We start from the raw sequence: 16,994 nt of genomic DNA on the forward strand, positions 1-16,994 counted from the left end.
GACGAGCCCCGAACTCGTAGGATCGCGCACGTGTCCCGATCCGTACGGCCTGTTCCCACGGTCACCGCGTGCGCGCTGGCCCTCGTCCTGACGGCGTGCGGTGGAACAGGAGGCGTACAGGGCACCGCCGGCAGCGCGGGCGTAGCCGACCCGTACTTCCCCAAGGCGGGCAACGGCGGCTACGACGTGACCCACTACGCGCTGACCCTGGCGTACACCCCAGGCACCTCGGACACCCCCGATACCCCTCACACCTCAACTCCCTTGACCGGTACGGCGACGATCACCGCCCACGCCACCCAGAACCTCTCCGCCTACGACCTCGACCTCAAGGGCATGCAGGTCAACTCGCTGACGGTGGACGGCAAGAAGACCTCCTGGACCCGCACCGGCCAGGAACTGACAGTCCGCCCACCCTCCGCAATCCCCCAGGGCAAGACGTTCAGGACGACGGTCCACTACTCCGGCACCCCTGAGACGATCACCGACCCGGACGGCTCGGAAGAGGGCTGGCTCCCCACGGCGGACGGCGCGCTGGCCCTCGGCGAACCGACCGGCTCGATGGCGTGGTTCCCCGCCAACGACCACCCGTCCGACAAGGCGACGTACGACATCACGATCACCGTCCCGAAGGGGCTACAGGCGGTCTCCAACGGTGAGTTGAGGACGGAAACGACGACCCGAGCGGGCCGTACGACCTACACCTGGCGCACCACCCACCCCATGGCGACCTACCTGGCCACGGTAGCGATCGGCCACTACGACATCACCCGCACCACCACCAAGAACGGCCTCCCCGTGTACGTGGCGGTGGACCCGCAGGAGGCGGCAGCGAGCCGCAAGGTGCTGGCGGAGATCCCCGAGATCATGGAGTGGGAGGAGTACAACTTCGGCCCGTACCCCTTCTCCTCCACCGGCGCGATCGTCGACCGCCGAGGCGACGCGGGCTACGCCCTGGAGACCCAGACCCGCCCGTTCTTCCCCGGCGCCCCCGACACCGCCACCCTCGTCCACGAACTCGCCCACCAGTGGTACGGCGACTCCGTCACCCCGAAGTCCTGGCGCGACATGTGGCTCAACGAGGGCTTCGCGACCTACGCGGAGTGGCTCTGGTCGGAGGACCACGACGGCGACACCGCCCAACAGACCTTCGACGCCCTCTACAAGGGCACCTACTTCGCCGACAGGTCCGACGACGAGGCGATCTGGTCCTTCCCTCCGGCCCACCCCACCTCCGCCGCCCACATCTCCGACAGCCCCGTCTACGAACGCGGTGCGATGGTCCTCCACAAGATCCGCCGGACGGTCGGCGACGCACGTTTCTACGACATCATCCAGGGCTGGGCAGCCACCCACCGCTACGGCAACGCGAACACGGCGGACTTCACGGCGTACGTGGAGAAGATGGCACCGGGCAAGGACTTCAGCGAAATCTGGAAGGACTGGCTGTACGGGAACGGAAAGCCGGCCCGCCCCTGACGGACGAACGATCCACCAGCTACAGGCTCGTCGTACGTCCTCATCGCCCCTACGAACAGGGCGAGTTGGAGGCCGCGGTCGTACGGGATGCGCTCACCGGAGACGAGGCGCGTGATGCCGCGCTCGAACTGGGACCCGGTCCGCGAGTGAGAGCAGGGCGCGCGCCGCCGCGATCCGCAGCTCGGCGGCGCCCCGTTCGTCGACCGTGTCCCGACTGGCCCCGACCGCGTCGGCGAGCTGGCCGAAGGTGTCGTCCTGGCCGAAGAACCGGGCGGTGGGGTCGGCGGCGGGATCCGGGAGGATCGCGGTCCGGCTGCCAACGGCCCGTGGTGTCCGGCGCGGGGTCATCCATTCCCCGCCTCCTCTCCCGTCCCCTCTTCCGCCCCTTCCCCTTCCTCCAACTCGTCGAGCAGCCCGGCGAGTTCGGGCAGCCAACCGAACTCGGTCGCGCCACGCAGCTCCTCCCGCGTCCACCACCGCCAGGCGAGGATGCCGTCCTCGGCGTGGGCGGTGGCGAGGTCGGGGCCGGTGGGTTCGCGGTGGGGGCCGTGGGTGACGTAGATGTGCTCGTGCTGCCGGATGTGGATGCCGACGCGGGTGAAGTCGCGTTCCCGGGTGCAGAGCAGGGGGCCGGTGGTCAGGTCGGTCCAGCCGGTCTCCTCGCGGAGTTCGCGCAGGGCGCCCTCGCGCGGGGTCTCGTCTCCCTCGATGCCGCCGCCGGGCAGCGCCCAGAAGGTGCCGTTCGCGGAGTCGTCGTGCAGGAAGAGAAAGACGGAGCCGGCGGGGTCGAGTACGGCGATGCGGGCGGCGCGGCGGAGTTTGCGGAGCTGCTTGCGCAACACGGCGCAGGGGCGGCCGAGTTGACGGTCCGGGCGGTGGTCGATGACGTCGTAGCCGAGGGCGGTCCAGAAGGCGAGGCCGTCGGGGTTGTTGTCAAGGACGGCGAGGCGTACGGCGGTTCGGCCGGCCTCGCGGAGACGGTCCTCGACGAGGGACGCCAACTGTCGTCCGTGTCCCTGTTGTTGCTGCGTTGCGTCGATCATCAGCAGCCCGATCCAGGGGTCTTCGTCGTCCGGGTCGGGATGCGTCCCGAGGGTGATCGCGATCCCGACGAGCCGCCCGGCGCTGCGGGCGAGCAGTACCTCGACGTCCGGGTCGGCCAGTTCGTCGGCCAGCGCGGTCGCCACCTGCTCGGGCCGGATGTCCTCCGGGTCCGGGAAGTCACCGCTCAGGGCGTGGAACGCGTGGTTCGAGGCGTAGAGGGCGGTCAGCTCGGTGAGCAACTCGCCGGGGAGCGCGCCGGCCTCGGTCGGCGTGAGCGGTTCGAGGAACATGGGGGCACGCTAGCGGCCGGGGGCTCCGCCGAGCTCGAACCAGATCTGTTTGGCGGGGGTGCCGTGTGCGGTGGCGCCGCGTTGTCCGCCCCAGTCCCGGGCGAGTCCGGTGAGCAGGAGCAGGCCCCGGCCGTTCTCGTCGTAGGCGTCGCATGCGTTTCCGGGTTTCTGTCGGGGGTCGGAGTCGAGGGCGTCGTCGTAGACCGAGACGCGTAAGCGGTCGTGGCGCAGGACGACTTCGAGGCGTACGGCGAGGGAGTCGGTGTGGAGGTTGACGTTCGTGACGATCTCGGAGACCAGGAGTCTGGCGGTGTCGGCGTGGTGGGTGCGGCCGGTGACCTGGAGGAGGAGGGCGACGAGGTCTCGGCAGATTTTGGGGCTGCTCGAAGAGTCGGAGCGGTCGTCGGTCACGCTACGGGTACTCCCCTTCACCTGCGAAGAGTTCATCGAGGCGACGGACGCCCCTACGTACGCTGGGGGAGTCGTACCCCAGCTCGACACTGTCCAGTTGGACAGTCCTACGGGATCTTTCTACCTGGGGGCCGAGGTGCGGCTGAACAAGTACCGGATGCTGCTCGACATCGCCGAGCGCTCGTCGTTGAGCGAAGCGGAGTCGCGGCAACTCATCCACCACATTGCCCGAGAACTCTGAGAGGCCCCGTCTTGTCCGTGCAGTGGCAGAAGTCGTCCTTCTCCGGCGTGGAGGGCGGCAACTGTCTCGAACTCGCCCACCACGAAAGCCGAATACTCCTCCGCGAGAGTGAAGCCCCCGGCGACTGCGGTCTTCGGAGCTGAGCGGTGCAGCCCTCCACCGACGCCCCGCCACACCCTTCCTGCAGAAATGTGACACTTCGCCAAAATCTGTAACACTTCTGCGCCCCACCCACCTCGGGGCCTTGGACGTGTGCAAGACCACCCTCGTCGTATTCCTGCATTTCGCCGGAGACGGAGAACTCTCGCCGGACGGCGACGAAGTCCTCCAGGATCGAGAACGGTGTGCCGCGTGTGCGGCGCGGAAGACGAAGTCGCCGAATTGATCGCCATGGCACGCGGCATAGGACTCCGTCCTGCCGCTGTATGAGCGGACACGGAGGTTCCGTTTCTACCGGTCGTGGGTTGTCCCCGGGTTGTTGCGGACACCCGACTATGCCTGCGCGGTGCTGTCGACGGTCGCTTCGCTTCGAGGCGCTCCAGGGGACGTCGCCGATGCCGTCGGAGTGAGGATGGCGCGTCAGCGAATCGTTCACAGCGGTCGCTGCTTCGCCTTCATCATCGAAGAGTGGGTCCTGCGGACCGTCGTAGGGGATTCCACGGTCATGGCCGCTCAACTCGGGCAACTCATTCCGAATCCCTATGGGAATTCCTCGCGGACGCGCCTGGCCGACTGAGTCGTTCTCGGTTTTCGACGACGAGAGCCGAACTGGCGGCCAACGCGCCGTCTATGGGACCCACGCGAGCAATCTGATCGTCGCAGCCGATCGTGGATCCGTAAGTTCCCTCCTCTTTACGGTCGTTGTGTCGCTCAGATCGGCCGGGGAGGCCAACCATGCAGACACAGAAACCGTAGGGATACCGCTTGACGGAGGCTACCGGCCGAACCGGTCGCCGAGCCCGGCTGCGCGTCCTGTGGGTGACCACAGTGCAGTGTCGGACCGCAACGTCGAGTTGCGCGCGCATCGAGCCGAGGCTCACTGAGGTCTTCTCAGCAACGTGATGGTTGCGGTGGGTGAATCACCCGGCGTGCCCGGGACGGTGACCTGGCGTCAGATATGCATGAAGCCCTTGACAGGAACACATCTGCCAAGATCACGTTCCGTATAACCAGAGGCTCCAAGTGTCGTACGCCGGGCCACATCCACGCTGGAGAACGTCATGTCTCGTGATCGGGGTCGAGCACCACCATAAACCTGTTGCCTTCCGGATCCGTCATCAGGGCGTGCATGCAATCGTGAGGTTCCACGAGAGACGCACCCTTGGCGATCAGCGTCTGAACCTGTTCGGCGATCGTTCCGACGAGGACCGTGACGACCGGTAGTACAGCCGGAGATTCCGCTTCGCCGACGCTGTACCCACCCCAACCCGGGATGCTGCCCCAGAACTTGATCATTTTCTCTGGGTCTACTGCTTCAAAATGAACGTGCATGCTGCTGCCTCACTTTCATCTGTGCGACCGAAGCCGAAAACGGCCTACCGAATCAATCCGGCAGGCCGTTACGGGTGAACGGAATTCAGCAGTCAATCACGGTGTTGCTCGTGTCTGCGATTCCCGGTTCGCTGAAGCGTCCCTCGTATTCGACCTGCAAGGTCACCTGAGTGTTGTACGTCTCCTTCTCTCCATCATGCACGCACGTGAGCCCTGGAGTGGTGTAGCGCCCGCTGCACTTGGTCCATCCGCTGTCCTTGTGCTTCACCGCGCGCCAGTACCCGTCGCGCACGTACTCCTGAAGATCGACCTGGGCCCGGCACTGGTCGGGTGCCGGAGTTGAGCAACCCGTGTAATGGCCCTGGGCGTAAAGTGGACCGCCTTGGGTGACCTGGAACGGTTTCTCACCCTGGAACGTGCACCACACGGGAAAGGCAGCAGGCTTCGCGACGGCCCTTCCCGTGCTGCTGCTCGGAGCAGCCGACGCCGTGGCAGCCGACACCAGCAGGGCCCCCGCCGCGAGAAGTGGGACGATAAAACGCGCCTTCATTTCTCCCCCTAAGAAGAATCGAACACGTGTCGAACCATCACCCTCATGGAGCCACAGGCGCCACACAAGATCCGTGGCCTGAACTTTCCGCTGTTTGTCCGGTTCCCAGTCGCGGAATTGGCCGTTCCTCCCATCCGCTGGCGGCGAGCCCGTAGAAATAGACGAAGCACGCGCCGGCCGCCACGCAACCCGGTTCACTCAGGCAGCGCGCGGACCGCTCGCATGCCAGTCTCACGCTGGTGCGCTACCCCCCTCTCCTGCATCCGCTTTGCTGGAGGCTCCCTCCACCTCACCTTGTTCCCGAGAGCCCTCTCTTTTAGCAGGCGGAGCATCGGACTCCCTTTTGGTGATGTGCATTGCGGTCTCAAGAACAGATTCAATGATTCGCTGACGAAGACCCTCTTGTAGATCTGTTTTCGCCATCCGTTCCGCCGTCAGGTAATACCCGGTAACGACAGGCTGATCGAAATACCGACTCAGTTGATCGATGGACTTCTCATACATGCGCATGTAGGTGCGATTGATGTAAGCAGCTACGGCGGTGGAGATGGCGGCAATAACACCGCTAAACGCTTTCGCATTAGGGCCATCATATTGGAGGCCGACCCACAGGCATACACCTACTGCCACTAGACCCGCCGTCGCAGCCAACTGGCCCGACCGGAATGAGTGGTCAGCTTGCTTGGTGACGATGTCGTGATATCGGAGAACTTCTTGACGATTCAGCTCGGACAACATCCCTAGCTGACGATCATCGCCTCGGAGTTCATTGAGCAGCTGGTCTTCACGGCGGGGGTCGAATTGCGTTGACGCGGTACCGAGCAAGATTGCCGAGCACGCGAATGCGAGCAGACCGAACAGAACGCCAACGGGAACGGTGAACCAGTACGAAGCGTCAGCGATCCAGCCGAAAAAGATAACCAGCCCTGCGGACACCACGGTAGTGAGAATAACCGCGATTTCGGACTGCTTTGCAGATACATAGGTTTCAGTTCTGGCCATGCTTGCTCTCCCCCGAGCGCGGACGTGATGAGGAAGCTAGCACTCCGAGCTACCGGGCAACTCCGTTTTGCAAGGTTGCAATCTCCGCCCGAAGTCAGCGGAGCATCAGCCCGAGGCATCCTCCAGACATTGCCTCGCTAAACGACAAGGCGCTCATGGAAGTCTTCTCGGCAACGTGACGGTTGCGGTGTGTGATGATGCCGGACGGCGGGATGGTGACTCGGTGTCAGACATGAGTGAAGCCCCTGGTAGGAACGGGTCTGCGAAGATCACGTTCCGTACAACCAGAGGCTCTACGTGGCGTCCCGTATCACCTACACCGCCGTGCTCGATGTCCGCAGGGCGACCGCCGAGCATCTCGCGAAGCTGCTGCGCGGGCACCGCGAGCAGCTCGGGACCCGCAAGGGCACTCGCGCGCTGGGCGTCTTCAAACAGGCGGTGCTCGTGCTGCGCTGGTTCGTCGACGGTACCCGGCTGGTCCAACTCGCCAGGGACAACGGCATCTCGGTACCGACCGCCTACCGTTACCTGCACGAAGGGCTGACGGTGCTCGCCGACCACGCGCCCGATCTGCCCATCGCGCTGGAGAGGGCGGCGGCGGCCGGGTGCACCCACCTCAGCCTGGACGGCACGGTCATCATCACCGACCGCGTGGCCGCCGCCGGCCCCAACGGAGCGGACCTGTGGTGGTCGGGCAAGCACAAGCACCACGGAGGAAACGTGCAGGTCATCGTCGCCCCGGACGGCTGGCCCCTCTGGGTCTCCCCGGTCCGCCCGGGCCGCGAGCACGACACCACCTGCGCACGGGCCCACGGACTGGTCGACGCCCTGAACCGGCTCGCCGCCACCCTGGGCGTCCCTACCCTGACCGACCTCGGCTACGAGAACGCCGGGCCCGGCTTCCGCCACCCGGTCAAGAAGCCCAAGGGCGGTGAACTCGCCGAGCCCGACCAGGCGTTCAACGCCGTGGTCCGAGGCGTCCACGCTGTCGCCGAACGTGCCAACGCCCTGCTGAAGGTCACTTTCAAGGCCCTGCGCAGGGTCAGCCTCGACCCCGCGGCCATCACCCGCATCGCCCGAGCCGCCCTCGTCCTGCTCCAGTTCGAGCGCGGCCGCACCGCCTGAACGAAGATCACAAAACGTCACGAGGCGTTACCGAGAAGAGTTCGCTGACGGACATGCGGCCCTTCCTCCTTCACCTCCCGTCCGGCAAGGGACGGCGGCGGCCGGATGTGGCCGTGACAGACGATCAGGAAGGTGTGGTGACGCTCAGTTCTCGACGGAACCGACCTGTACGCCCTCGACCTCAGCGGAACCTCGTTCGTGAAGGCGTGCGGCGGCCCGTGCACCGAAGGGTGCGTGCCCCTGGCCCGGATCGGCGCGGGGCCGCTGCGGTTCACCACGGACGAGCTGGACGCGGCCGGGATCGACCCGCCCCCCATGGAGTGCCGCGCACATAGGAATTCGGTAAGGGAACATAATTCAACCCTCACCTCCCCTCTTGAATTCGGCAACTCCCGCCCCCGTACTACCGGTTGCCAACTCCGAGAAAGGGGAACGCCGTGTCCTTCGCGAAGATCGCTCTGGCCAAGAAGGCCAAGAAGAAGGAATGTGCCAAGGAGGCGCATCACAAGCACCACGAGAAGAAGCACCACCGGAAGCACAAGAAGCACGGTAAGTGACCGCCGTGCCGGGGTCCGCCCGCCCAGCGAGTGTGGACCCCGGCACGCACCGGGACTGGACGGCGGCGGCAGCCGAGGAGCGCCGTCCGTCCCGGCTGCGGCACGCCCGCATCTCCCCCCTCGCCGCCTTCCGCACCTTCTGGCCGCTGGCCCGCGGCAACCGCGTCGCCGTCCTCTCCTCGGCGGCGCTCCTCATCGCCTCGTCCGCCGCCGACGCCGCCGCGATCGCCATCGCGGGCCGGCTCACCGACGACGTCCTCACACCCGGTGACCTCACCGCCTTCTGGGGCCCGGCCACGCTCTGGCTGGGGCTGGCCGTCGTGGGCGCCGTGGCCTCCGCCGCGGGCAGCTACCTGTCCGGCTGGACCAGCGAGCACTTCCTCCTGGGCCTGCGCGACCACGTCTTCCGGCACCTCCAGGCCATCCCGCCGGACACCCTCGACCGCTACGGCACCGGCGACCTGGTCGCCCGCCTCACCGGGGACATCGAGGTCGTGGAGACCCTGGTCGCCTCCGCCCCCGTCGAGCTGATCACCTCCGCCGCGGGCGCCCTCGTCTTCGCCGCCGCCGCGTTCTGGACCAGCTGGCAACTCGCGCTCATCACCCTCGCCGCAGCCCCCCTGATCTGGATCGGCGCCCGCGTCTTCGGCACCCTGATGCGCACCGCCAGCCGTGCCGAACGCGACAGCAACGGACGGCTCGCCTCCCTCCTGGAGGAGAGCCTCGCCAACATGCCCCTGGTGCAGGCGTACGGCCGCCAGCAGGCGGAGCGCACCAAGGTGCACCGCGAGGGACGCACCTGGATGCGCGCCGGACTGCGGCAGATCAGGCTGTCGTCCGTGTACGGCCCCCTCGGTGAACTCCTCGAAACCGTCAGCGTGTTGGCGGTGATCGGCGCCGGGGCGTGGCAGATCTCCGAGCACCACCTCACCGTGGGCGGCCTGCTCGCGTTCGCCGCGTTCCTCAGCTACCTGCACCCGCGCCTCCAGGAACTCGGCGAACTCCTCGTCGGCGCCTCCACCGCGACCGCCACCTGCGAGCGCCTGATCGAGCTCCTGCGCACCACCCCCACCCCCGAAACGGCCCCCCGCCCCGACACCCCACCGCTCCCCGAGCCCGTACGCGGCGCCGTCACCTTCCAGGACGTCGACTTCTCCTACCCGGGCGCGGCAGGCCCCGTACTCCACCGCGTCCGCCTCGACCTGCCCCCGGGCCTCCTGATCGCCGTCACCGGCCCCAGCGGCGCCGGCAAGTCCACCCTCGGCAAACTCCTGCTGCGCTTCCACGAACCCACCCGGGGCCGCATCCTCCTCGACGGCCGCGACATCGCCGAACTCCCGCCCGACGAGGTCCGCCGCCACATCACCCTGCTCCCGCAGGACAGCATGCTGTTCGACGACACCGTCCGCGCGAACATCGTCTACGGCTGCCCGGACGCCGCCGACAGCGAAGTGCTCGCCGCCGCCGTCGCGGCCGACGCGCACGGATTCGTCAGCGCGCTGCCCGAGGGCTACGACACCCCGGTCGGCAAGCGCGGCAACAACCTCTCCGGCGGCCAGCGCCGCAGGATCGCCCTGGCCCGTGCCATGCTGCGCACCGCGCCCGTGCTCGTCCTCGACGAACCCACCACCGGCCTCGACGACGCGGCCACCGCCCGCATCATGGCCCCCCTGCGCCACCTCACCGCCGGCCGTACGACGTTCCTCATCACCCACGACCGACGGCTGACCGCCCTGGCGGACCTCGTCCTCCACCTGGCCGACGCCACGGTCGTGGTGGCGTCCGACCGCGCGCTCACCGGAACGGAATGTTGAGCCAAGGACTCCCGGGTTCGGACATCAGGATCCGGTGCGCCGACACCATGTCCTGGTACCAGTCCCCGAACTCCTCCTCGTCGAAGTGCAGGCAGCGGCCCAGGATGTAACCGGCGGAGAAGTCGGCCCAGGAGCGGTAGGCGAGGGATGCGGCCCGGCCGGCGCGGACGACGGCCGACTCCGTCTCCGGGAGGGTGGCGAAGCGGGCGCCCAGGCCCCAGCGGGCCATCTTCGAGGCGCGGCCGAGGTCCCAGGCCTCCACCGAGGTGACGTAGCGGTTCTCGGCGAGGATGCCGTCCGCCCGCATGCGGGCCTCGTAGCGGGTGATGCGGCCGATCAGGCGTTGTACGCCCTCCACCCGCGCCTCGGTCTCCGATGCGGGGCGGGGGTCGGTTTTTGTGACGCCGTCCTCCGTGATCACCGTGGAGCCTTCGGAGTTGGCTCGGATGACGGTGGCCACCGCCTGGCGCCAGTAGCCCGTGTCCACGTGGCCGCCGAAGTCGCGGGCGATCGTGCGGCGCAGGCTCAGCGCGAACTCCCATACGGAGCTGGACGCTTCGCAGGCGAGCAGGTTGCGCAGGTGGTGCTGCCACTCGGCGCGGGTGCTGATGCCCCACCACTCGCGAAGGCGCCGGCGCTCGCCGTCGTAGCCGCTGCCGTGCCAGGCCGGCGCGTTCCAGAGGGAGCCGTTGCTGACGCAGAGGAGGGCTCCGCAGGCCAGGCCGTGGGCCACGGGGCCGTGGAGTGCGCCGCCGACGTGGAGCGCGCGCAGGCGCATGGCGGTGGAAGGGGTGCCGATCCGCTCCGCCGCGCGTGACCAGTCCGTCGTGCCCAAGGGGCCGTAGGGGAGGGCCAGTTCGCACGGAGTGCCGGGGTTGATGACGATGGCCGGCGGGCAGCGCGGGTTCCAGGCCTCCGCGATCCAGTGCAGCGACGCGCGGGAGTACACCAGGTCGGGGCGGGGCGCGGGCAGCATGCCGTCCGTGAGGAGTTCCCAGCGTTCCGCGCCGGTGCGGGGGTCGCGGGCGAACGTGCGGTGCGTACGGTCCGGTCGGTCGTCGTAGGACTCGCGGGACATCACGTAGTAGAGGCGGACCCGGGCCAGTACGTCGTAGTACGCGGGCCGGTCGCCGCGCGCTCTCGCCTCGGCCAGTGCGCGTTCCGTCTCGGTCGGCGGGGTCCAGGCGGGCGGTGGGGGAGGCCCGAAACCGGCGGGGGACGGTCCGAACGACATAGGGCTCGCTGTCCTTCCAGGTGCCACAACCGCTGTTGATCCCGGCACATTGCCATACGGGGCTGAGACACCCCTGTGCGGCCCCCGCGCCCTGTTCCCTCAACTCCCGGCCCGCGCGCCGCGTTCCCTCAACTCCCGGCCCCCGGTGCCGCGTTCCCCGACTCCCGGTCCGCCGCGCCGCGTTCCCGCACATGCCGAAGCCCCCGGCCGCAACCGCGGCCAGGGGCCTCACACACGGCACTGCATACGACCGCCGTGAACGTCAGACGTTCACGCCGAAGTCCTGCGCGATACCGACCAGGCCCGAGGCGTAACCCTGGCCCACCGCGCGGAACTTCCACTCCGCGCCGTTGCGGTACAGCTCGCCGAAGACCATCGCCGTCTCCGTCGCCGCGTCCTCGGAGAGGTCGTAGCGGGCGATCTCGGCGCCGCCGGCCTGGTTCAGGATGCGGATGTACGCGTTGCGGACCTGGCCGAAGTTCTGCGAGCGGGTCTCCGCGTCGTAGATCGAGACCGGGAAGACGATCTTCTCGACGTCCGCCGGGAGGCCGGCCAGGTTGACGTTGATCGCCTCGTCGTCGCCCGCGCCCTCGCCCGTGCGGTTGTCGCCGGTGTGGACGATCGTCTGGTCCGGGGTCGACTTGTTGTTGAAGAAGATGAAGTGACCCTCCGAGTAGACCTTGCCCTCGGGGTTGACCGCGATCGCCGAGGCGTCGAGGTCGAAGTCCGTGCCGGTGGTGGTGCGGACGTCCCAGCCGAGGCCTACGGTGACGGCGGTCAGGCCCGGGGCCTCCTTGGTGAGCGAGACGTTGCCACCCTTGGACAGGCTTACAGCCATTGTTGGGAGTCCTTCCCTCGTTGCGGTGCGGGCTTCGTACTGAGGACGAAGCTACCGGTACCTGTATGAACGCCAAGAGGGGTACCGAAGGTTCCAGGCGACTTTACTTTCTTTACCCGCGCCCCCTCGGCACTCCGCGGGACTCCTGTGGAAATGGGAGTGACGTGGACCGGACAGCTGGGCGACCATGGGGACATGTCCGGTCCCTATCCCGTCCGCGGCTCCGTCTCCCTGCCCGAGGCCGAGCTCATGTGGCGTTTCTCGCGGTCGTCAGGGCCGGGTGGGCAGCATGTCAACACCAGCGACTCCCAGGTGGAGCTGCGGTTCGACCTGGCCAGGACCGAGGCCCTGCCCCCGGTGTGGAAGCAGCGCGCGCTGGAACGGCTCGCCTCGCGGCTCGTCGACGGCGTCGTCACCGTACGGTCCTCCGAGCACCGGTCCCAGTGGCGCAACCGCGAGACCGCCGCCGTACGCCTCGCGGCGCTGCTCGCCGAGGCCACCGCACCGCCGCCGAAGCCGCGCCGGGCCACCCGTATTCCGCGCGGTATCAACGAACGCCGGTTGCGGGAGAAGAAGCAGCGCTCCGACACGAAGCGGGGGCGGAACGGGCGGGGCTGGGGGTAGGGCCGGCCTCGCCGGACGCGAACCTCGTCCGGCCGCGCGCCTACGACAGCTCCAGCACCCCGACCGTCTCGCCCTCGCTCAGCTCCCCGTTGGGCCGGAACCCCAGCCCCAGGTAGAACTTCGCCGGGCCCAGTGGCCCCTCGTGCCACGTCACGTACAGCTCCTTGCCGCCCCGGCGGCGGATCTCCGCGGCGACCGACTCCACGGCGAACCGGCCGTATCCGCGCCCCTGTTGGTCCGCCGCGATGTTCAGGCGCCACAGACCGGAACGGATGACGGTGCCGTCCAGGTTCCAGTCGATGTCGAAGAAGGCCATGAGGAAGCCGACCGGCCGGTCCTCGTCGACGATCAGGCGCGGCCAGGCGGTGCCCTGATGGACGTAGGCCTCGGCGAGGGACTTCATGACGGGGGAGACCGCGAACTCCTGGTCGGGGCGGACCCGAATGCCCACGGCGGCCTCGAAGTTGCTCGGGCTGATCTCTTCGAGGCGGGGTCCGGGCCCGGCGGTGGTGTTCGTCGTCATGCGTGCACGGTAAAGGGGTCGATCACCGGCGGGCCACCGAATTGGCCGTCACCCCAACTGCCGTCACCCCAACTGCCTTTACCGGCCCGGAAATCCGTCCCCCCGCCCCCCGGTGCTTACCCCAACTGCCGGTACCGCCCCCGGAAATACGCCAGCGGACCCCCCTCCGCACTCCCCACCTCCGCCGTCAGCACCCGCCCGATCACCAGCGTGTGATCCCCCGCCGGAACCCGCTGTTCCGTCCGGCACTCCAGCGTGGCCAGAGCCCCCCGCACCAACGGCGCCCCGGACGCCTCCCCGTGGACGTAGGGGATGTCGTCGAAGAGCAGCCGGTCGCTGATGCGTCCCTTCATGGCGAAGCGGCCCGCGATGTGGCGCTGGCTCTCGGAGAGGACGGAGACGGCCCACAGGGGCTGTTCGTCGAGGAGGTCGTCCATGCGGGAGCCGTTGCGGAGGCTGACCAGGACCAGGGGCGGGTCCAGGGAGACCGACATGAACGCGGTCGCCGTCATGCCCACGTCCTCGCCGACCGGGGCCTGGGGGTCGTCCGGGTCGTAGGGCTCCTCGTGCGCGGTCACCAGGACCACACCGGCGGCCAGTCGCGCGAGGGCGGCGCGGAACTCGTCGTTGCTCACCCCCACAGCATGCCCGGAGGGAACGGTCTCGGTGATCGACGCGGTGTTCAGCACAATCGAAACGCTAGCCTCGTACGTCCGCGCACCACATCGGACCTGCGGCCCACTCGGGTCCTAGGACCAATGGCCCACGCGGCCGAACATCGTCGTGCATCATGTCCACACACCCGCACAGTTTGCGTTCAGTTAACGCACAGGGAAAAAGCAGAAACTCCACTCAATTGTTCATCTTCTGCTGTGACTTGAGTCACAAGGGGTAGTAATTGTTGACCCTGTGTACCGAGTGGGCAGCGCGCTGTGATTCAGTGGCGGGGAAGATGACCCTTGATTCACTGCGAGGTCTCGGGGGGAGGGCGAGTATGGAGACCGAGTCCGAACCCTACGTCCGTCTTGCGACCCTGCGACAACTGCACACGGTCATGGCGGACATGAACACCGCCCGCAGCCTTGCGGACACCCTGCAGACCGTCGCCGACGGCGTCGTCAAGGGGCTCGGGTACGAGCTGGCGTGCGTCAACCTCGTCCGCCCCGACGGCGACCTCGTCGTCGCCGCCTTCGCGGGCAACTCCGCCGCCGAGTCGCTCATCGCCGGCCGCGTCGGCTCGCGCACTTCCTGGGAGCGCCGGCTCGGCATGGGCGAGGCCTGGGGCGACCTCCGGTTCATCCCGCACACCGAGGGCTGGGTCCTCGACGAGGACGACGTACCGCAGTGGTACACCGACGGCCCCGCACCCCGCTTCGAGGACGAGTGGCACCCGTCCGACCGGCTGTTCGCGCCCATGTACACCCCCGGCGTCTCCGGCGGCTCGTGCGGCGAGCTGATCGGCGTCCTGTCCGTGGACCGCCCGCGCAACGGCCGGCGGCCGGGCGCGTGGGGGCGCGAAGCGCTCCAGATGTACGCGTTCCAGGCGGCCATAGCGATCAGCAACGCCCGGCTGCGCGCCAACATGCAGCGCGCCCTGGTCCGCCTGGAGCGCGAGCAACAGGCCCTGCGCGCAAGCGAGGAGAGCTTCCGGCAGGCCTTCGAGTACGCCCCCTCCGGCATGGCGATAGCCGAGATGGGCGGCGACCAGCACGGCCGAATACTGCGGAGCAACGACGCCCTGTGCCGCCTGCTGGGCCGCCCGGCGTCCGCGATGCGCCGCTACTCCTTCTCCGACCTCGTCCACCCCGAGGACATAGGCACCCTGCTGAGAACGTCGGCGGAGGGCGGACGCGCGGAGCTCCGCCTGGGCCGCCGGGACGGCACGTACGTCTGGGTCTCGCTCCGCAACTCCGTCGTCGCGGACGCCGCCGACGGACCGCGCTTCCTCCTCTCGCACGTCGAGGACATAGAGGACCGCAAGCGCCGCGAGCTGCAACTCGCGCACCGCGCCGCGCACGACGCGCTGACCGGCCTGCCGAACTCGGCGGAGCTGCGCACCCGCCTCTCCGCCCGCCTCTGCCAGCGCCCGCAGGCCACCCACCCCGGCGAGATCGAGTCCATCGACGCCGCGTACGGACATCCGGCCTACGACGCGAACGGCCACGGCTTCGACTTCCGCCCCGGCGCCGACCTCCTCGACGCCTACGACCACCACGTCCACACCATCGCCCCCGAGGGCGAGCGGGACGACGGCACCAAGGGGCTCGCGGTGCTCTTCTGCGACCTCGACGGCTTCAAGTCGATCAACGACCGGTTCGGGCACAACGCGGGTGACGCCGTCCTCATCGAGGTCGCCCGGCGGCTCGGCCGGGCCGTACGCGACGGCGACACGGTGGCCCGGCTCGGCGGCGACGAGTTCGTCGTCCTGGCCGACGGACTCGGCAAGGCCGACGCCGCCGACCTCGCCGTACGCCTGCGGAACGAGATCATCCAGCCCATCCGGGTCGACGGCCGCGGTATGCGGGTCGGGGCCAGTTTCGGTATCGGGTGGGCCCACTGCGGCATGACGGCGGACGAGGTCCTGAAGTCCGCTGACGAACGGATGTACATCGAGAAACGATCTCGTCCCAAACAGCACAGACGCGCGGGATGATCTCCAGGTCAGAGGTTTGATGCGGCGTGAGTCACCCGTTTGGACGACGCGGAGCGGGTAGGCTCGCAGTTCTCCAGACGTATCGACGACGTGTCTGAGAGACGCATCTGAAGCTGACGTATCTGCACCCGCACCTGTTGAGGAGTACCTAGGGATGACGCCCGGCAACAACGGCGCGAGCACGCCCGAGGACGACGACCCGTTCGGCTACCTGTACGAGGACGGCCAGGCCAACGGCGCCCAGCCGCCGTCCGGCGGTGGCTACGGCTACCCGGGTTCGGTCAACCGAGTGCGCCCGGTGGGCGAGCGCCAGTACGGCGGCCAGCAGGCCGCCGCGGCCCCCACCGCCCAGTACCAGCAGCCCTACGGCCAGACGGTCCCGCAACAGCAGCCCTACGGCGCCCAGCCCAACGCCCACTACCAGGCCCCGGAGACCTTCCCCGGCGGCCCCCCGTCCGGCCAGCAGCCCCCGTCCTACAACAACGGCGGCGGCAACGGCCGGGGCCGAGGCCCCAACACCAAGGGCCTCCTGATCGGCGCGATCGCGGTCGTCGCCGCGGTCGTCATCGGCATCAGCGTGGCGATGATGAACGGCAACGACGACAAGAAGACGGGCAACGAGGCGGGGTCGACGCCGTCGGCTTCGCAGAGCGCTTCGTCGAGTCCGTCGCCGAGCACGAGCACCGGGGACGAGGCGGAACTGCCGAAGATCGACGCCAAGGCCCTTCTGCTGGGCGGCGGCGCCGTCACGGCAACCGACGTCGACGGCGCCAAGGCCGCCGGCGGTGTCTACGTGTCGGGGTTCAACGCGGTCGGCGCGTCCGTGACATGGAACATGAGCGGCCTCGCGAAGAGCGGCAACTACCGCCTGTACGTCAACTACGGCGTGCCCGGCAAGAACGCCACCGCCACGCTCACGATCAACGGCACGGCCCAGTCCCGCGCTCTCAACCTGGGCAACTTCGCGAAGGCCGCCGATGGCGACTACGAGAAGGGCTGGACGGAGACCTGGGCGTCCGTGCAGCTGAACAAGGGCTCCAACACCGTCAAGATCTCCTGCGAGCAGGGCAACCAGTGCGACGTCAACTTCGACCAGCTGTACCTGGTCAAGGCCTGAC

General features: G+C 68.3%; 19 protein-coding genes and 1 pseudogene. 10 read left to right on the forward strand and 10 right to left on the reverse strand.

Annotation, left to right across the window (positions count from 1 at the left end; translation table 11 throughout):
• Positions 1 to 30: 30 nt before the first annotated feature.
• Positions 31 to 1,479, forward strand: coding sequence for a M1 family metallopeptidase (locus tag OG407_RS29025; protein ID WP_405862482.1), 1,449 nt, complete (start codon positions 31 to 33; stop codon positions 1,477 to 1,479).
• Between the two features lie 93 nt (positions 1,480 to 1,572).
• Here OG407_RS29025 and OG407_RS29030 read toward each other — a convergent pair whose 3' ends face one another.
• From OG407_RS29030 to OG407_RS29040, 3 genes are read right to left on the reverse strand one after another with little or no spacing between them, the layout of a single operon-like run.
• Positions 1,573 to 1,827 carry a hypothetical protein gene (locus OG407_RS29030; protein ID WP_405862484.1) on the reverse strand — a complete coding sequence of 85 codons (255 nt, stop codon included), beginning with the start codon at positions 1,825 to 1,827 and terminating at the stop codon, positions 1,573 to 1,575.
• The gene (locus tag OG407_RS29035; protein ID WP_405862486.1) at positions 1,824 to 2,813 is read right to left on the reverse strand and encodes a GNAT family N-acetyltransferase; all 990 of its coding nucleotides are present in this window, start codon (positions 2,811 to 2,813) and stop codon (positions 1,824 to 1,826) included. Before OG407_RS29035 ends, OG407_RS29030 begins: the two co-directional genes overlap by 4 nt.
• A 9-nt stretch (positions 2,814 to 2,822) precedes the next feature.
• Positions 2,823 to 3,224 (reverse strand): ATP-binding protein, encoded by a 402-nt coding sequence (locus OG407_RS29040; protein ID WP_405862488.1) that lies wholly within the window; start codon positions 3,222 to 3,224, stop codon positions 2,823 to 2,825.
• Between OG407_RS29040 and OG407_RS29045 the strand changes: the two genes are divergently transcribed.
• From OG407_RS29045 to OG407_RS29055, 3 genes are all read left to right on the forward strand, one after another.
• The gene (locus tag OG407_RS29045) at positions 3,148 to 3,465 is read left to right on the forward strand and encodes a Scr1 family TA system antitoxin-like transcriptional regulator (protein ID WP_405862490.1); all 318 of its coding nucleotides are present in this window, start codon (positions 3,148 to 3,150) and stop codon (positions 3,463 to 3,465) included. The genes OG407_RS29040 and OG407_RS29045 overlap by 77 nt on opposite strands.
• Positions 3,466 to 3,482: 17 nt before the next feature.
• Positions 3,483 to 3,608 carry a DUF397 domain-containing protein gene (locus OG407_RS29050; protein WP_405862492.1) on the forward strand — a complete coding sequence of 42 codons (126 nt, stop codon included), beginning with the start codon at positions 3,483 to 3,485 and terminating at the stop codon, positions 3,606 to 3,608.
• Positions 3,609 to 3,943: 335 nt separating this feature from the next.
• On the forward strand, positions 3,944 to 4,201 hold the full coding sequence (locus tag OG407_RS29055; protein WP_405862494.1) for a Scr1 family TA system antitoxin-like transcriptional regulator: 258 nt from the start codon (positions 3,944 to 3,946) through the stop codon (positions 4,199 to 4,201).
• A 482-nt stretch (positions 4,202 to 4,683) separates the two neighbouring features.
• Here the strand turns inward: OG407_RS29055 and OG407_RS29060 are convergent, their stop codons facing one another.
• From OG407_RS29060 to OG407_RS29070, 3 genes are all read right to left on the reverse strand, one after another.
• Positions 4,684 to 4,920 (reverse strand): VOC family protein, encoded by a 237-nt coding sequence (locus tag OG407_RS29060; RefSeq protein ID WP_200710838.1) that lies wholly within the window; start codon positions 4,918 to 4,920, stop codon positions 4,684 to 4,686.
• A gap of 121 nt (positions 4,921 to 5,041) precedes the next feature.
• Positions 5,042 to 5,506 carry a hypothetical protein gene (locus OG407_RS29065; RefSeq protein WP_405862496.1) on the reverse strand — a complete coding sequence of 155 codons (465 nt, stop codon included), beginning with the start codon at positions 5,504 to 5,506 and terminating at the stop codon, positions 5,042 to 5,044.
• A 231-nt stretch (positions 5,507 to 5,737) separates the two neighbouring features.
• Positions 5,738 to 6,508: a hypothetical protein gene (locus tag OG407_RS29070; protein ID WP_405862498.1), complete on the reverse strand. Its 771-nt coding sequence runs from the start codon at positions 6,506 to 6,508 to the stop codon at positions 5,738 to 5,740.
• 324 nt (positions 6,509 to 6,832) lie between these two features.
• Between OG407_RS29070 and OG407_RS29075 the strand changes: the two genes are divergently transcribed.
• The 3 genes and pseudogenes from OG407_RS29075 to OG407_RS29085 all read left to right on the forward strand — a co-directional run bounded on the left by OG407_RS29075 (position 6,833) and on the right by OG407_RS29085 (position 10,004).
• Positions 6,833 to 7,633 (forward strand): transposase family protein, encoded by an 801-nt coding sequence (locus OG407_RS29075; RefSeq protein ID WP_405868660.1) that lies wholly within the window; start codon positions 6,833 to 6,835, stop codon positions 7,631 to 7,633.
• A gap of 165 nt (positions 7,634 to 7,798) precedes the next feature.
• Positions 7,799 to 7,942: pseudogene (locus OG407_RS29080) on the forward strand (DUF397 domain-containing protein); the annotation flags it as partial.
• A gap of 244 nt (positions 7,943 to 8,186) precedes the next feature.
• Positions 8,187 to 10,004 (forward strand): ABC transporter ATP-binding protein, encoded by a 1,818-nt coding sequence (locus tag OG407_RS29085; protein ID WP_405862500.1) that lies wholly within the window; start codon positions 8,187 to 8,189, stop codon positions 10,002 to 10,004.
• Here the strand turns inward: OG407_RS29085 and OG407_RS29090 are convergent.
• A complete protein-coding gene (locus tag OG407_RS29090; RefSeq protein WP_405862502.1) occupies positions 9,985 to 11,238 on the reverse strand; it encodes a DUF1266 domain-containing protein in 1,254 nt (417 codons plus the stop codon). The genes OG407_RS29085 and OG407_RS29090 overlap by 20 nt on opposite strands.
• Before the next feature lie 262 nt (positions 11,239 to 11,500).
• Complete coding sequence (locus OG407_RS29095) at positions 11,501 to 12,076, reverse strand: TerD family protein (protein WP_403592059.1); 576 nt, start codon at positions 12,074 to 12,076, stop codon at positions 11,501 to 11,503.
• A 195-nt stretch (positions 12,077 to 12,271) separates the two neighbouring features.
• On the opposite strand from OG407_RS29095, the gene arfB reads away from it, so the two are divergent.
• On the forward strand, positions 12,272 to 12,700 hold the full coding sequence (gene arfB / locus OG407_RS29100; RefSeq protein ID WP_405862504.1) for an alternative ribosome rescue aminoacyl-tRNA hydrolase ArfB: 429 nt from the start codon (positions 12,272 to 12,274) through the stop codon (positions 12,698 to 12,700).
• Between the two features lie 40 nt (positions 12,701 to 12,740).
• On the opposite strand, the gene OG407_RS29105 is transcribed toward arfB, so the two are convergent.
• Together OG407_RS29105 and OG407_RS29110 are read right to left on the reverse strand one after the other, a co-directional pair.
• Positions 12,741 to 13,223: a GNAT family N-acetyltransferase gene (locus OG407_RS29105; protein ID WP_405862506.1), complete on the reverse strand. Its 483-nt coding sequence runs from the start codon at positions 13,221 to 13,223 to the stop codon at positions 12,741 to 12,743.
• A 116-nt stretch (positions 13,224 to 13,339) separates the two neighbouring features.
• Positions 13,340 to 13,912, reverse strand: coding sequence for a flavin reductase family protein (locus tag OG407_RS29110; protein ID WP_405862508.1), 573 nt, complete (start codon positions 13,910 to 13,912; stop codon positions 13,340 to 13,342).
• A 305-nt stretch (positions 13,913 to 14,217) separates the two neighbouring features.
• On the opposite strand from OG407_RS29110, the gene cdgB reads away from it, so the two are divergent.
• Positions 14,218 to 15,876 carry a diguanylate cyclase CdgB gene (gene cdgB, locus OG407_RS29115; protein ID WP_405862510.1) on the forward strand — a complete coding sequence of 553 codons (1,659 nt, stop codon included), beginning with the start codon at positions 14,218 to 14,220 and terminating at the stop codon, positions 15,874 to 15,876.
• Positions 15,877 to 16,030: 154 nt separating this feature from the next.
• Positions 16,031 to 16,993, forward strand: coding sequence for a carbohydrate-binding protein (locus OG407_RS29120; protein ID WP_405862511.1), 963 nt, complete (start codon positions 16,031 to 16,033; stop codon positions 16,991 to 16,993).
• Position 16,994: the final 1 nt, after the last annotated feature.

The sequence above is a fragment of the Streptomyces sp. NBC_01515 genome, from assembly GCF_045040345.1.
Classification (GTDB): domain Bacteria; phylum Actinomycetota; class Actinomycetes; order Streptomycetales; family Streptomycetaceae; genus Streptomyces.